Annotated in this window: 14 protein-coding genes; 5 read left to right on the plus strand and 9 right to left on the minus strand. The window is 74.2% G+C overall.

Annotation, left to right across the window (positions count from 1 at the left end):
• Positions 1 to 61 precede the first annotated feature (61 nt).
• The 7 genes from folP to BLT52_RS00560 all read right to left on the minus strand — a co-directional run bounded on the left by folP (position 62) and on the right by BLT52_RS00560 (position 9,157).
• On the minus strand, positions 62 to 904 hold the full coding sequence (gene folP / locus BLT52_RS00530) for a dihydropteroate synthase (RefSeq protein WP_231946432.1): 843 nt from the start codon (positions 902 to 904) through the stop codon (positions 62 to 64).
• A gap of 624 nt (positions 905 to 1,528) precedes the next feature.
• Positions 1,529 to 2,164 carry a GTP cyclohydrolase I FolE gene (folE, locus tag BLT52_RS00535; protein ID WP_090589606.1) on the minus strand — a complete coding sequence of 212 codons (636 nt, stop codon included), beginning with the start codon at positions 2,162 to 2,164 and terminating at the stop codon, positions 1,529 to 1,531.
• A gap of 5 nt (positions 2,165 to 2,169) precedes the next feature.
• The gene (ftsH, locus tag BLT52_RS00540; protein WP_090589608.1) at positions 2,170 to 4,266 is read right to left on the minus strand and encodes an ATP-dependent zinc metalloprotease FtsH; all 2,097 of its coding nucleotides are present in this window, start codon (positions 4,264 to 4,266) and stop codon (positions 2,170 to 2,172) included.
• 114 nt (positions 4,267 to 4,380) lie between these two features.
• Positions 4,381 to 4,932 carry a hypoxanthine phosphoribosyltransferase gene (gene hpt, locus BLT52_RS00545; protein WP_090589611.1) on the minus strand — a complete coding sequence of 184 codons (552 nt, stop codon included), beginning with the start codon at positions 4,930 to 4,932 and terminating at the stop codon, positions 4,381 to 4,383.
• Between the two features lie 161 nt (positions 4,933 to 5,093).
• On the minus strand, positions 5,094 to 6,041 hold the full coding sequence (tilS, locus tag BLT52_RS00550) for a tRNA lysidine(34) synthetase TilS (RefSeq protein ID WP_090589613.1): 948 nt from the start codon (positions 6,039 to 6,041) through the stop codon (positions 5,094 to 5,096).
• Position 6,042: 1 nt separating this feature from the next.
• Positions 6,043 to 7,164, minus strand: coding sequence for a zinc-dependent metalloprotease (locus BLT52_RS00555; RefSeq protein ID WP_172803961.1), 1,122 nt, complete (start codon positions 7,162 to 7,164; stop codon positions 6,043 to 6,045).
• Positions 7,165 to 7,300: 136 nt separating this feature from the next.
• On the minus strand, positions 7,301 to 9,157 hold the full coding sequence (locus BLT52_RS00560) for a hypothetical protein (protein ID WP_090589616.1): 1,857 nt from the start codon (positions 9,155 to 9,157) through the stop codon (positions 7,301 to 7,303).
• 452 nt (positions 9,158 to 9,609) lie between these two features.
• On the opposite strand from BLT52_RS00560, the gene BLT52_RS00565 reads away from it, so the two are divergent.
• Positions 9,610 to 9,801 carry a CsbD family protein gene (locus tag BLT52_RS00565; protein ID WP_090589618.1) on the plus strand — a complete coding sequence of 64 codons (192 nt, stop codon included), beginning with the start codon at positions 9,610 to 9,612 and terminating at the stop codon, positions 9,799 to 9,801.
• A gap of 84 nt (positions 9,802 to 9,885) precedes the next feature.
• Here the strand turns inward: BLT52_RS00565 and dacB are convergent, their stop codons facing one another.
• Complete coding sequence (gene dacB / locus BLT52_RS00570) at positions 9,886 to 11,253, minus strand: D-alanyl-D-alanine carboxypeptidase/D-alanyl-D-alanine endopeptidase (protein ID WP_172803962.1); 1,368 nt, start codon at positions 11,251 to 11,253, stop codon at positions 9,886 to 9,888.
• Positions 11,254 to 11,409: 156 nt separating this feature from the next.
• Between dacB and BLT52_RS00575 the strand changes: the two genes are divergently transcribed.
• The 4 genes from BLT52_RS00575 to BLT52_RS00590 all read left to right on the plus strand — a co-directional run bounded on the left by BLT52_RS00575 (position 11,410) and on the right by BLT52_RS00590 (position 13,993).
• The gene (locus BLT52_RS00575; RefSeq protein ID WP_407922613.1) at positions 11,410 to 11,985 is read left to right on the plus strand and encodes an inorganic diphosphatase; all 576 of its coding nucleotides are present in this window, start codon (positions 11,410 to 11,412) and stop codon (positions 11,983 to 11,985) included.
• A gap of 31 nt (positions 11,986 to 12,016) precedes the next feature.
• Positions 12,017 to 12,499 (plus strand): fluoride efflux transporter FluC, encoded by a 483-nt coding sequence (locus tag BLT52_RS00580; protein ID WP_090589622.1) that lies wholly within the window; start codon positions 12,017 to 12,019, stop codon positions 12,497 to 12,499.
• A complete protein-coding gene (locus BLT52_RS00585; protein ID WP_157676894.1) occupies positions 12,496 to 12,867 on the plus strand; it encodes a fluoride efflux transporter FluC in 372 nt (123 codons plus the stop codon). Before BLT52_RS00580 ends, BLT52_RS00585 begins: the two co-directional genes overlap by 4 nt.
• Positions 12,868 to 12,949: 82 nt before the next feature.
• Positions 12,950 to 13,993 (plus strand): TRM11 family SAM-dependent methyltransferase, encoded by a 1,044-nt coding sequence (locus tag BLT52_RS00590; RefSeq protein WP_090589624.1) that lies wholly within the window; start codon positions 12,950 to 12,952, stop codon positions 13,991 to 13,993.
• Positions 13,994 to 13,996: 3 nt separating this feature from the next.
• Here BLT52_RS00590 and BLT52_RS00595 read toward each other — a convergent pair whose 3' ends face one another.
• Positions 13,997 to 14,977, minus strand: a complete 981-nt coding sequence (locus tag BLT52_RS00595) for an acetylxylan esterase (RefSeq protein WP_090596144.1) — start codon at positions 14,975 to 14,977, stop codon at positions 13,997 to 13,999.
• Positions 14,978 to 15,000 lie beyond the last annotated feature (23 nt).

Below are 15,000 nucleotides of genomic sequence, written 5' to 3' on the forward strand. Positions count from 1 at the left end.
GGGCCGACCCTACCGAAGGGAGGCCAACACCCGGGGTCACCGGTGCACAGGGTGGTGGACGTCACCCCCGGCGCAGGCGGCGGACCACTCCCAGGGCGTCCACGTGGGCCCGGACCTCGTGGGTGCGGACCCCCCAGGCCCCCGCTGCGGCCACCAGGGCGGTGAGGGCGAGCGCGGCCCCGTCACGCCCGTCGGTGGGGCGGGGCTCCCCCGTCGCCGGGTCGGCCAGCAGGGCCCCCAGGAACCTCTTGCGCGAGACGCCGACCAGGACCCGGTGGCCGAGGGAGGTGAGCGCCTCCAGGTGGGCCAGCAGCCGCCAGTTGTGGTCGGCGGTCTTGGCGAACCCGATGCCCGGGTCCAGGACCACGCGGTCCGGGTCGATCCCGGCGGCGGTGGCCGCCTGGACGCGGGCCAGCAGCTCGGCGCGGACCTCGGCGACGACGTCGTCGTAGGTGGCCGCAGCGGCCATGGTGTCGGAGTGGGCGCGCCAGTGCATGGCGACGTAGTCGACGTCGAGCCCGGCGACCGTCGGGAGCATGTCGGGGTCGGCCAGCCCGCCGGAGACGTCGTTCACCACCACCGCACCGGCCTCGGCACAGGCCCGGGCCACGCCGGCGCGCATGGTGTCCACCGACACCGCCACGCCCTCGGCGGCCAGGTCCCGCACCACCGGCAGCACCCGGCCCAGCTCCACCTCCGCGTCCACCCGGGAGGCCCCCGGTCGAGTCGACTCCCCGCCGACGTCCACCAGAGCCGCCCCCTCGTCCCGCAGGGCGAGCCCGTGCCCCACCGCGGCCCGGTGGTCCAGCCACTGACCCCCGTCGGAGAACGAGTCCGGCGTCACGTTGAGGACCCCCATCACCACGGGCCCGTCCTCCGCCCCCGGCACGCGCGGGACAGTCATCACGCCACCCACCTCGCACCGGCCACGAGCACTCCCCCACGTCCACTCGGGATGACGCCCGGCCCCGACTCGGCCGTCGGAGAGGCGACTCGCCCCGTCCTGTCGCGACCCACCTGCTCCGGAGCGACCACTGACGGCCACTCGCCACACGACCTGGAACCGTGGTTGGCCAGGTAGGCCAGCCACGTGCCACGGTCGACCGGCCACCTGGGGCCGTCACACGGCATGCCGCGCGCGACACGTCCAGGCAGGGCGGCGGACGACCCGTCACCGGCCTCCCCCGGCCAGCACGTCCGCCTCCCGGCCGCGGTGATCACGGGTCCCGCCGTCCCAGATCCAGCCCGAGGCTCGACCAGGGTGACGGTCCAGCCGGCACGGGGTCGGCTGCGGGGCCCGGCGACGCACCCAGGGCCATCCAGCTCGTCCTCGCGGTCGCGACAGAGCACAGACCCAACACTGGGCAGCCGCCAGAGCGGAAGGGGCTCCGGGGTGGGTGTCGGGGTGTGGCGGGCGTTGGGAGAACTCTTCCGAGGGACGAGGAAGAGGCTCGACCGGGCGGGACACCCACCCCGGAGCCCCTTCCGCGCACCCACAGACGCCTCCCGAGGCCTCAAGACAGGAGCCTCACGACCGCGCGATCAGCGCCATGGCCTCAGCACGCGTGGCCGGGTCCCGCAGCTGGCCGCGCACCGCGCTGGTGACCGTCCGCGACCCCGCCTTGCGGACCCCGCGCATCGTCATGCAGAGGTGCTCGCAGTCGATCACCACGATGACGCCACGCGGGGAGAGGTGCTCGACCAGGGCGTCGGCGATCTGGGTGGTGAGCCGCTCCTGCACCTGGGGGCGCTTGGCGAAGAGGTCGACCAGCCGGGCCAGCTTGCTCAGGCCGGTGATCTTGCCGCCCGCGCCGGGGATGTAGCCCACGTGGGCCTTGCCGGTGAACGGCACCAGGTGGTGCTCGCAGGAGCTCCAGACCTCGATGTCGGTGACCAGCACCAGCTCGTCGTGGCTCAGCTCGAAGGTGGTGCTGAGGACGTCGGCGGGGTCGGCGTGCAGACCGGAGAACATCTCGGCGTAGGCCCGGGCGACCCGGGCGGGGGTGTCGAGCAGCCCGTCGCGGTCGGGGTCCTCGCCGATGCCGATCAGCAGCTCGCGGACGGCCGCGGCCACCCGGGCGTGGTCGAAGCCGGGCGGCTGGGTCGGCTCGACGGGGCTCGGCTGGGAGCGGGCCGTCAGCGGCGAGGGTGCGTGGTCGTCCATGGCGGTCAGCGCAGCGGACCCTGGGGACCCTGCGGGTTCTCCGGGCCGAGACCGCCGGGGGCGCCGGGCTGCTGCCAGCCGGGCAGGCCGCCGTCCTGGCCACCGGGCTGCTCGTTCTCCCCCGGGTGGTGCCCGGGGGGCAGCGCGGCGCCGCCGGCGGGGTGCTCGACCTGGGGGGTGGAGCCGTTGGTCTGCGGCGGGCGGACCGGCGGCAGCTGCGAGGGCACCCGTGCGTCGGAGCCGGTCCAGGCCGGGCGCTGGGGCCAGCGCTGCAGGGCCTCGAAGATCTTGGCCACCTGTGCCTTGTCCAGGGTCTCCTTCTCGAAGAGCTGGCGGACCAGCTCGTCGAGGACGTGGCGGTTGGTGGTCAGGACGTCGAAGGCCTCCTGGTGGGCGGTGTTGATCAGCGTCGCCACCTCCTGGTCGACCACGGCGGCCAGCTCCTGGGAGTAGTCCCCTCCGGTGCCGCCACCCATCTCGCGGCCGAGGAAGGGCTCGTGGTCGCCGGAGCCGAGCCGGATGGCGCCGATCCGGGAGCTCATGCCGTACTGGGTGACCATCGCCTTGGCGACCTTGGTGGCCTTCTCGATGTCGTTGCTGGCGCCGGTGGTCGGGTCGTGGAAGACCAGCTCCTCCGCGGCGCGGCCGCCGAGCATGTAGGCCAGCTGGTCCAGCAGCTCCCCGCGGGTGTTGGAGTACTTGTCGCTGTCGGGCATCACCATCGTGTAGCCGAGGGCGCGACCGCGCGGCAGGATCGTCACCTTCTGCACCGGGTCGGTGCCGGGCATCGCCGCGGCGACCAGGGCGTGGCCGCCCTCGTGGTAGGCGGTGATCAGTCGCTCGCGCTCGTTCATCAGGCGGGTGCGCTTCTGCGGGCCGGCGATGACGCGGTCGATGGCCTCGTCCAGGTCGGCGTTGGTGATGGTGCGCTTGTTGGCGCGGGCGGTCAGCAGGGCCGCCTCGTTGAGCACGTTGGCCAGGTCGGCACCGGTGAAGCCGGGGGTGCGGCGGGCCACCGAGGCGAGGTCGACGGCCGGGTCGACCGGCTTGCCCTGGGCGTGCACCTTGAGGATCTGCAGGCGACCGTTCATGTCGGGGGCCTCGACGGCGATCTGGCGGTCGAAGCGGCCGGGACGCAGGAGCGCGGGGTCCAGCACGTCGGGACGGTTCGTCGCGGCGATCAGGATGACCCCGCCGCGGACGTCGAAGCCGTCCATCTCCACCAGCAGCTGGTTCAGGGTCTGCTCGCGCTCGTCGTGACCGCCACCCATGCCGGCGCCGCGGTGGCGTCCCACGGCGTCGATCTCGTCGATGAAGACGATGGCCGGGGCGTTCTCCTTGGCCTGCTCGAACAGGTCGCGGACGCGGGAGGCACCCACACCGACGAACATCTCGACGAAGTCGGAGCCGGAGATGGAGAAGAAGGGGACGCCGGCCTCACCGGCGACGGCGCGGGCCAGCAGCGTCTTGCCGGTCCCGGGCGGGCCGTAGAGCAGGACGCCCTTGGGGATCTTGGCGCCGACCGCCTGGAACTTCGCCGGCTCGGCCAGGAACTCCTTGATCTCCTCGAGCTCCTCGATCGCCTCCTCGCAGCCGGCGACGTCGGCGAAGGTCGACTTCGGCGTGTCCTTGTTGGCCACCTTGGCCTTGGACTTGCCGAACTGCATGACCCGGCCGCCGCCGCCCTGGACGGAGTTGATCAGGAAGAAGAAGAGGGCGCCGATGATGATGAACGGGATCAGCGTGGTGAGCAGGGTGCCGATGAAGCTGGGCTGGGGGTTCTCACCCACCCACTCGTCCAGCGTCCCCTCCGCGACCCGCTCGTTCAGCCGGTCGATGATCTGCCCGCTCTGCCCGCCGACCCAGACCGCCTTGAGCTTGGTCGGCTCGCCCTCGGGGCGCTCCAGCAGGATCTGCTGCTCGCCGTCGCGCAGGGTCACCTTGGTCAGCGGCTCGTCACCGTTGATCACGGCCACGACCTCCGAGGTCGGGGTCTCGCGGTAGGAGTTCGATGAGTCGAAGAAGTCCAGGGCGACCACCACGACGATCATCGCGAGGATGATCCACAGGAAGGGCCCACGGAGGATGCGCTGAAAGTTCATGACCTGCCTTGAGAACGGAGAGCGCGGCGGACTGCCTGCGCGCCTGTCACACGACGACTGGGCACCCTGACCCTACCCGGACGGCGGAAGCGACGACCGACGTCGACGCCCGGTTCAGCTGTAGACGTGCGGGGCGAGCGTGCCGACGCTGGTCAGGTTGCGGTAGCGGCCGTCGTAGTCGAGGCCGTAGCCCACCACGAACTCGTTGGGGATGTCGAAGCCGACGTAGTCGACGTCCACCTTGTTGGCCAGCGCCTCGGGCTTGCGGAACATCGTCATGATCTTGAGGCTCGCGGGGTCGCGGGAGAGCAGGTTCGAGATCAGGTAGGACAGCGTGAGACCGGTGTCGATGATGTCCTCGACCACGAGCACGTGACGTCCGGCGATGTCGGTGTTGAGGTCCTTGAGGATCCGCACCACGCCGGAGGACTGGGTGCCGGAGCCGTAGGAGGAGATGGCCATCCAGTCCATCTCGCAGTGGCTGCTGAGGGCCCGGGACAGGTCGGCCATCACCATCACGGCGCCGTTCAGCACCCCCACCAGGAGGATGTCGCGCCCGGCGTAGTCGGCGTCGATCTGCGCCCCCAGCTCGACCACGCGCTGCTGCACCTGGTCCTTGCTGTAGAGCACCGTGGTCAGGTCGTCAGGGATGTGCACGTCGTCCACGGGACCACCCAACCACACTCCGACGCCCGGTGCCGCCGCCGACCGTCGGCCGTGACCACGCCGCGGGGACCGCACGGGCACCCACCTGGCGCTGCCCAGCGGCGCGTGGCGGGACGCCGCGCGGCCCACCGCCTGGTTCTGCCGCAGGGGCACCGGCCGGCTCAGCCGGTGGTCAGCCGCCCGTCGACGCGGCGGACCGTCACGCCGGGCACGTGGACCGGGCCCTGGCCGCGCCAGCCGGTGACCAGGGCGTCGACGGCCAGCACGTGGGTGTGGGCGGGCTGGTCGCTGCCCCGGGTGACCAGCCAGCGGCGCAGCACGCGTCGGCGGACGGCGTCGGTCAGCGGGGCGAGGGCCGCGCAGTCCAGGCGCTCGCCGGTGGGCAGGGCGTCGGCCTGCTGGTCGAGGGCGTCGGCGTCGGCCCGGCAGAGCTCGGCGGTGCGGGCCAGCGCCTCCGCCACCCCCGGGCCCAGCTCGGCCTCCAGCACCGGCAGCACGCGGTGCCGCACCCGGGAGCGGGTGAGTGCCGGGTCGGCGTTGGTGGGGTCCTCCCACGGCTCCAGCCCGAGCTCGGCGCAGCAGGCCCCGGTGGTGCTGCGCCGCAGTCCGAGCAGCGGCCTCAGGACGTCCCCGCGCAGGAGGGCCATGCCGGCGAGGCTGCGTGGGCCGGAGCCGCGGGCCAGCCCCAGGAGGACCTGCTCGGCCTGGTCGTCGAGGGTGTGACCGAGCAGCACCACGGCGCCGTCGTGGGTGGCCTCGGCGGTCAGGGCGTCGTGCCGGGCACGTCGGGCGGCGGCCTCCGGGCCCCCGGGTCCGTCGACCACCACCGTGGTCACGTCGGCGGCCAGGCCGAGGTCCCGGCACCGGGCCGCCGCCCGGTCCGCGACGTCGCTCGAGCCGGGCTGCAGCCCGTGGTCGACCACCAGCACCCGGGCCGGTCGGGGGTCGCGTCGGACCGCCTCCACGACCCCGGCGACCAGTGCCAGGGAGTCAGCACCCCCGGAGCAGCCCACCAGCAGCGGACGAGAGGGGTCCACGTGCGCGGTCAGCGCGCGCCGGACGGCGTCGGCCACCTGCATCGTGGCGGGGCCGAGGGTGCGACGGGCCATGTCAGCCGGCCGTCCGCTCCAGCCACAGACGGGGCTGGTGGATCTCGAGCAGCGTCGGGAGGGCCTCGGCCGAGTCGAAGACGGTGTTGAGGACGTCCAGACCGCCGCGCCGGACCACGTGGCGGACGAAGCGGGCGCCGTCGCGGTACTGGGCGGCCTTCGCCTCGACCCCGAGCAGCCGGCGCAGCAGCAGGTCGGGGCCACGGCGCTGGCGTCGGCGGGTGAAGCGGGCACGGATCGTGCGGACCGTCGGGATGACATCGGGTCCGACCCGGTCCATCATCACGTCGGCGTGGCCCTCGAGCAGGGACATGACGGCGGTCAGCTGGTCGATGCGCTGGCGCTGCTCGGGGGTGGTCAGGAGGGTGACGAGCGACCCGTCGGTGTCGGCGGGGTCGGTTCGGCGCCCGGATCGCGCACCCGCTGCCGCACCGGTGCCGCGCGCGCTCGGTGGCGCGGGCGTGCCGGTCTGCCGTGTCTCGCGGGTGGTGGCGCGCCGAGCCAGGCGGGCGAGCAGCTGGGAGTCGCTGAGGTCGGCCTCGGCCAGCACCTCGCCGAGCAGGGTGCGCAGGTGCCCGGGCAGCCAGCTGGCGTGCCCGAACTGCACCCGGTGGGTCTCCTCGTGCAGGCACACCCAGAGGCGGAAGTGCTCGGGCACCACGCCGAGGTCGCGCTCGATCCGCACCACGTTGGGAGCCACCAGCAGCAGCCGACCGCCGGCCCCGGGGGCCTGGCCGGGGTGGAAGGGGTCGAACTGCCCCAGCACCCGCGTCGCCAGGTAGGACAGCAGCACGCCCATCTGCACGCTGGCCGTGACGCCACCGGTCGTCCGTGCCGGCCCGCGCCTTCCAGGCTCCCCGGTCCCGAGGTCGGCGAGCAGGCCCGAGAAGGACTGCACGTTGGCCTCGATCCAGCGCACCCGGTCCACCACCAGCACCTCGCTGTCGTGCCCGGCATCCAGCTGGCTCACCCGGCGCACGTGCTCGGCGGCGTGCACGGCGTGCCCGCGCAGGCTGGCGACCACCTGCTCGGCCTCGGCGTTCGACACCTGGGGCCCGGCCGGGACCAGCCGGCGGCCGGTGGCCAGGGCCAGCCGCTGGTCGATCCGGGGCAGCGGGGTCATGACGAGGACTCTAGGTGCCCGCGCCCCCACCTGCCGATCAGACTCCAGGAGCCCGCATCCCACCTGCCGGTCAGCGGACGCGCCTCACCGGCGCGGGTCGAGCCGACGTCCAGCGGCGCGCGCCCGCGGCAGGGCCTCACGGGTCGTCGCCGACCACGCCGTCGAGCACGCGGCCCGTCACCCCTGCCGACGACACGGACGGGCCGTCACGGCCGAGGTGCGTGGTGCCCTGGTTGGTCACCAGGTAGCGGTGGCCGGTGGGCGTCCGCCAGAGGAACACGCCGGGCAGGGGCTGGCGGACCGAGAACGCGCCGAAGGTCTTCACCCGGTGCTCCCTCCGCCCGAGCGGGCCGAGCGTGTCCACCCCGGTCTGCCCCGGGCGACCGGGAACGTAGGGGACGGTGTGGTCGAGGTCCATGCGGCTCGAGACAGCCGGCGACCACGGGAACACCGATGCCGGGTGCCGGGTCCGCACGGCCCGACGGAGGCGGTGACCGATCTCGTAGCCGTCGACCGGCGCCAGGTGGGCCGGGTCGACGACGGGCTGCACGGTCACCCTCGCCCCGGACCAGGAGAGGTGGTCGGTGAGCTGCTCGAGCGTGATCGGCCCGCCGTCGTGCTCGGGGCGGACGACGGCGGGGCGGTCGGCCAGGTGGAAGACCAGCGTGGCCCGTGGCGCGCCGACGTCCCAGGCGCGGGTGATCCACGCGTCGACCGTGGTCCCGCTGCTGGTCAACGCCCGTCGCAGCACCGCCAGGTCCCTCTCGAGCGCGCCGGCCTCGTGGTCGGACCGGTGAGGACCGGAACCCGGACCCGGACCCGGACCCGCCAGCGGCACCGGCACAGGCACAGGCCGCTCCGCGGTAGCGCCAGCGGGTCGCGTCGGATCGTCCTCGAGGGGTGACAGGGCGTCCTCGGCACCACGGGCGGTGTGGGTGTCGCGAGCACCGTGCGCGTCGTGGGGATCGCGGGCACCGTTGGCGTCGTAGGGGTCTCCGGCACCGTCCACGTCGTGGGGGTCGCCTACACCGTCCACGTCGTGGGAGCCGCGGGCCCCGTCCGCGTCGTGGGCGTCCCGCGCGTCGTGGGGCTCGAGGGCGTCGTCGGCGTCGCCCGAGTGCGCCATCAGGAGCGCGAGGGCCTGCAGCGGGCTGGCCAGCACCCGCAGGGCCTTGGCGCGTCGCTGGCCGGCGGTCAGCCGCTCACCCGTCCTCTGCTCGAGGACGTCGGCGATGCGGTTCACCATGTCCAGCACGACGGCGGCGTCACCGGCCTCGACGCGGGCGACCAGTGTGGCCAGCCCGTCCTCGTCGCGCCGGGACCAGACGTCCTGGGCCGCTGCGGCTGCTGCCGCCCGGTCCGCGGCGCGCTGGGGGTCGACCTCGATGACCGCCGCCTCCAGCAGCGTGCAGAAGCGGCCCCAGCCGATGCCTCGCACGGACTCCGCGAGCCACCCGTCGACCTCCTCGGCCAGCGCCGGCGGCAGGTGCCGGGTGGCGCGTGCCGCCCGCCTGGCCATGGCGACGGTGATGAGGCCCTCGCCCGCAGCCTCGTAGAGCCGGGGCAGACGGTGGCGCAGGTCGAGGGCGTCGGCCACGAGCGCGTGCCCGGCGGCGATGGAGACCTGCCGCAGGACCGCGAACTCCGCCAGCGCGAAGCAGGACACCTCCGGGGTGCCCTCGCCACCGGTCGGCAGCAGGACGTCGTCGACGAGCTCGTCGGCTCGCCCGCGCCTCCCCACGGGCGCGAGCTCGGACCCGTATCGCTCCGCGGCCGAGCGCTGGGCCCGGGACATCCGGGCGGCGTCGCGGTCGACGCCAGGGTGCAGATCGGCCCAGACGCAGGCGGCGACCAGCACCGTGGCCTCCGCCCGGCGGACCGCCACCGTGTGTGCCGCCACGAGATCGGAGAGCTCTGCCGCACCCAGTCGCGACAGCTCACTCGACAGCAGGGCCACCCGCGGCTCCGGCTCGGCGAAGGACGTCTCGATCACGTCCCTGACGCTACGGAACGGCACTGACGGTTTTCGAACGTGCGTTCGTACACGAGTGGCTACGTGTCTCACTGCGGCTCACCAGATCCTCCCGCTGACGGCGACCGACGACCGGGCTGTCGTCGCGCCTGTGTGGTCCCGCCAGCTCCGCGCCGGAACACCGCACGCGCGGGGCGGCACGTCAGGTGCCGTCGCTGAGCCCGCCGGCGCCCCACCAGCAGTCGACTGCCCCGACCAGGGAGCTGGCGTCCGTCACGACGCCCGGGCGACGAGAGCCGGAAGGGCCGGCCCCACCTGCGCCGGCCGCCTCGCCTCCTGGCCCGGCGCCGAGGTCCTCGAGCCCGGCCGCCACCCACCCTCCAGGCTGTGTACCCGCAGACCTGCGGGGTACGTTCGACGTACCGGGGCGACCCGGCGGGCGCCGACCGGCGTCCACGACGAGAGGAGTCGACATGGGTATCGGAGACAAGGCCGCGAACAAGGCCGAGGAGCTGGCCGGCAAGGCCAAGGAGGGCGTCGGCGACGCCACCGACAACCGTGACCTCCAGGCCGAGGGCAAGGGCCAGCAGGGCGAGGCCGGCGTGAAGCAGGCCGGCGAGCACGTCAAGGACGCCGGCCGCGATATCAAGGACGGCCTGCGCTGACGCGCTGCTGAGCCCGTCAGGCTCAGCACCCCGCTGGTCCGGGCCCTCAGGCTCGGCAGCAGTGCGGGAGCCGGGCCGTCAGGCTCAGCACCCGCACGACGACACGGCTGACGCCGCCCGGTCCAACCAGACCCGGGCGGCGTAGTCGTTCTCGGCCTCGTTCACCAGCAGCGCGAAGGCCACCAGGCGCCCGTCGGCGGTGCGCGTGTAGCCCGCCAGCGAGTTGGTCTGGCGGAGGCTCCCCGTCTTGGCCCGCACCTCCCCCAGCCCGGCGCCGGAGTCGGGGTCGGTGAAGCGCCCGGACAGGCTGCCGACCGCGCCGGCCACCGGCAGCCCGGTCACCAGCGGCCGCAGAGCCGCCCCCTCCTCCGACAGCGCCAGCCCGACCACGGCGGTCAGGGTTTCGGAGGAGAGCCGGTTCTCCCGCGACAGACCGCTGCCGTCACGGGTCCGCCGCCCCTCGTCGTCGATCCCCAGCTCGTCCAGCACGGCCCCGACCACGGCCTCCCCGCCCTCGAAGCTCGCCGGCTCCCCCGCGGCCAGGGCGGCGTGACGCAGCAGGAACTCGGCGACGTCGTTGTCGCTGGTCATCAGCATCCGCTCCACCAGCACCCCGACCGGGGCCGAGGGCACCTCGGCCACCGTGGTCCCCGAGCCGTCGGCGCTCCGGTCGTCGACGTCGCCGACCTCCACCCCCTGGTCCTCCAGCAGCTCCGCGAACCGGTCCAGGGCCGCCCGGGCGGGCCGGTCCTCGCGCGGTCCGGGGCTGACCCCGGCCAGCCGACCCTGGTCGACCACCAGCGCCGACACCGGGGTCACCTGGTCGCGGTAGTTCTCCGGCCAGTCCGGGCTCCACGCCGGCCCGGCGAACAGGTCGGTGTCCAGGCCGAGGTCGACCTCGGTCACCCCGGCCTCCTCGACGGCCTCGGAGGTCTGCTGCGCGAGCTGCTCCAGGCTCCCCCGTGCCGGGTAGCCGCCGACGGTGTCCCCGGTGAGCAGGGGGTCCCCGCCGCCGACCAGCACCCAGCGCGCCCCACGTCGCTCCACCGAGGTGGTGAAGCGGTGGTCGGCGCCCAGCTCGTGCAGGACCGCCACCCCGGTCAGGATCTTCTGGGTCGACGCCGGGATGCTCGGTCCGCCGCCCTCCCGGTACAGCTCCGCACCCCCGGCCGCGTCGACCACGCTCAGGTCGAACCGTCCCCCGATCCCCGAGCGCGACACCGCGCGGAGCCGCTCGGCGAGGGCCTCGGGCGAGGGGACCTCGCCCTCCTCCGCGGTCGGCAGCAGCGTCGGGGCGCCGGGGGGTGCCGGCTCGGGCTGCGGCGGGCGCAGCACGTCGGGGTCGACCGTGGGACTGCCGCCGTCCACCAGCAGTCCCGTCGCGTACAGCGCCGGACGTCCCCAGGCCACCGAGCTGCCCGCCACCACACCGACCACCACCAGCAGCGCCACCGCTCCGGTGAGGGCACCGCGGGTCCCCCGCGTCCACCGGAGCGGTCTGCGGGATGTCGTCCTCGGGCTCGTCAAGACGTCGCAGATCCTCACGCTAGGCTTCGGTCACCTACGTACCAGCAGGCCGCTGGTACGGTCGACACGATTGGGGACACCGTGACTGAAGAGTATGCCGAGCCGGCGAAGCAGTTCGGGCGCAGCAGCACCCCACCGGCCGGGATCCCCTTCGACGTCACGATCGAGATACCCAAGGGTGGCAAGAACAAGTACGAGATGGACCACGTGACGGGCCGGATCCGTCTGGACCGCACCCTCTTCACCTCCACGCAGTACCCCTGGGACTACGGCTTCATCGAGCAGACCCTGGGCCAGGACGAGGACCCGCTGGACGCCCTGGTGCTGGTGCCCGAGCCGACGTTCCCCGGCTGCCTGATCGAGTGCCGCGCGGTCGGGATGTTCCGGATGAGGGACGAGGCCGGTGGTGACGACAAGGTGGTCTGCGTGCCGCGTGCGGACCTGCGTCGCAACCACTGGACCGACCTGGACGACCTGCCCGAGATGATGATCCGGGAGATCGAGCACTTCTTCACCGTCTACAAGGACCTCGAGCCCGGCAAGTCCGTCGAGGGGGCCACCTGGGTGGGCCGCGAGGAGGCCGAGGCCGAGATCATGGCGAGCCTCGAGCGCGCCAAGGGCACCGGCTACGAGAAGAAGAACGTCAACCTGCACTGACGTCCCCGTCTCCGACGCCCCACCTCCGACGATGACCCGCGCCGCCTCGCCGCGTCGCGGGTCGTTCGTCCTCCTGGTCGCGTCGGGCAGCACGGTCGGGTCGCTGGCCCGTGCCGGTGCCTCCCAGCTGGTCCCCGACCCGTGGACCGCCCTCTGGCTGGTGGACGTCGGCGGGGCGCTGCTGCTCGGCTTCCTCACCGGCGCGCTCGCGGGACGCCCCTCCGGACGCTGGCTGACGCCGCTGCTGGGTCCGGGGGTGCTGGGCGGCTTCACCACCCTCTCCGCGGTCACGGTGCTGGTGGCCGGGAGCGGGTCGGGCTGGCCGCTGGCCTTCGCCTCCCTGGTGGCCCTGACGCTGACCGGCGTCATGGCCGGGTGGGCTGGGCTGCGCTGGGGTCGCGGGCTCGGGGCGTCGGGCGCTCGGCAGCCCGGGCTCCCCGCCGCCCCCGAAGCCGCCCCCGAAGACCCCGCACCCGAGGACCACGCGCCCGACGGCCCGGAGCGGTCGGCGTGACCGCGACCACCTGGCTCGCCGTCGCCCTGGGCGGGTTCCTCGGCGGCGCCCTGCGCGGCTGGCTCGCCACCGTCCTGCCCCCCGCCGGGGACGGACTGCCCCGGGCGGTCCTGCTCTGCAACGTGGCCGGCTCCTTCGCCCTCGGGCTGGCCACCGCCCTGCTGCTCCCGGGGTCGCCGGCCGCGGCCCTGGTGGGTACCGGGTTCTGCGGCGCCCTGACCACCTGGTCCACCTTCAGCCTGGACGTGGTCAGCCTGCTCGAGCAGCGCCGGCGCCGCACCGCGCTGGGCTACGTCCTCACCACCGCGGGGGCCGGGCTGCTGGCCGCCGCGGTCGGGCTCACGCTCGGGTCGGCGCTCGGCGGCTGAGTCCCACCGGCCCGGGCCTGGTCGGTGGCGGCGACGGCCCCGCCGCAGGAGAGGAGGGGGCGGGACGCGAGAGGATGACCCGGTGACGACGTACCTGATGATGATCGCCCCGTCCGGCAACCGGGTCTACGCGGCCGGCTCGGCCCCACTGGCCGCCGCCGAGCTCGAGGTCTGCGCCGGGCACGTGCTCGCCGACGTCCGCCCGCTGCGGCTGGCCGGTGCGGACTACCTCGCCTTCGAGACCGACCAGTCCCTCGACGAGGACGGGCTCGCCCTGCTGGCCGGGCAGTCGCTGCGGCTGGCGGTCTTCGAGCGCACCGGTGACGCCGAGGCACCCCTGCTCCGGCCCGTCGAGGTCCCCGAGGTCGACCTGCTCGACGACGACCTGGTCAGCATCCCCAAGTACCCCGGCAAGACCAACGAGCTGTTCACCCGGATGCTGCTCAACGTCACCCTCGCCCAGGTGCGCCGCTCCCCCGGCGAGGACGGCCGCTTCACCGTGCTGGACCCCCTCTGCGGCCGGGGCACCACGCTGACCACCGCCTGGCTGGCCGGGCACCACGGGGCCGGCGTCGAGGGCGACGAGAAGGCCGTGGAGCAGGGGGCCGCGTTCCTGCGGACCTGGCTGCGGCGCAAGCGGCTCAAGCACACCGCCGAGGTCCGGCCGGTGCGCCGGGACGGCAAGGTGCTGGGCCGCCGGCTGGAGGTCGAGGTGCGTCCGGAGGGCACCGCCCCGTTGCAGCTCACCGTGCTCACCGGGGACACCCGCCGCTCGGCCGAGCTCTACGGGAAGCGCCGCTTCGACGCCGTGGTGACCGACGCCCCCTACGGCGTGGTCCACGGCAGCCAGACCGACGTCCGCGGGGTCAGCGGCCGGCGGGACCGCTCACCGGCCGGGCTGCTGCGCGAGGCCATCCCGGTCTGGGCGTCCCAGCTCCGCCAGGGCGGGGCGCTCGGGCTGTCCTGGAACACCTTCGGGCTGGCGCGGGAGGACCTGCTGGGGCTGCTCGCCGACGCCGGGCTGGAGCCCCTGGACGGCGGGCCGTGGCACCGGTTCTCCCACCGGGTCGACTCCTCGATCCAGCGCGACCTGGTGGTGGCGACCAAGCCGGCCGCCACCACCTGAGGGTCAGGCCAGCCGCTCGGCCAGCCAGCTGAGCTGCCGGCGCTGGTGGTAGCCCTCGCCGCCCTCGTGGTTGTTGAACGGGTACACCTTGATCTGCTTGTCCTCGGCCCCCCACCCGGCGTAGGCGCCGAAGACGGTGGAGGGCGGGCAGGTGGTGTCCAGCAGACCGACCGAGAACAGCGTCGGGCACTCCGCCCGCCGGGCCAGGTGGACGCCGTCGAAGTGGTCGAGGGTGGCCAGCGCCTCCTCCTCCCGACCGCGGAAGGTGTGCAGGTAACGCTCGATCTCCAGGTACGGCCCGGAGGTCGCGACGTCCAGGGCCCGGCGGAAGTCGCACAGGAACGGGACGTCCGGCATCGCCGCGCGGAGCCTCAGGCCCACCTTGGGGGCCAGACCTGCCGCGGCGATGGTGATCGCCCCACCCTGGCTGCCGCCCACCACGGCGACGCGCTCGGCGTCGGTGGCCTCCAGCGAGGCCGCCACCTGGAGCGCGCGCACGGCGTCGGTGTAGACCCGGCGGTAGAAGTAGGTGTCCGGGCTCTGGATGCCCTGGGTCATCGAACCGGGGTGGTGCGGGGCCGACGGCTCGGGGTCCGGGGTCGGCTCGTGGCCGCCGTTGCTCCAGCCCTGCCCGCGGGTGTCCACGGTCAGGTGGGCGTACCCGGCCAGCGGCCAGGGCGCCATCTGGTGGGCCAGGCCGCGGCCACCGGAGTAGCCGTGGAACTGCACCACGACCGGGAGCGGTCCCGAGCGGCCGGCCGGCAGGTGCAGCCACGCCCTGATCGGCGCGCCGCCGTAGCCGGAGAAGGTGACGTCGAAGGTGTCCACCAGGGTCAGGCCGGTCTCCACCGGCTCCAGGCGGACGTCCAGGGGATGGGCGTTCTCGGCCAGCGTCCGCTCCCAGAACGCGTCCAGGTCCTGGGGCTCGGGGGTGCTGCACCGGTACTCGAGGAGGTCCTGCAGGGGCAGGTCGCTGCGTGGCATGGCCGACACACTAGGGCTCCGGG

Source organism: Auraticoccus monumenti (genome assembly GCF_900101785.1).
Lineage (GTDB): Bacteria > Actinomycetota > Actinomycetes > Propionibacteriales > Propionibacteriaceae > Auraticoccus > Auraticoccus monumenti.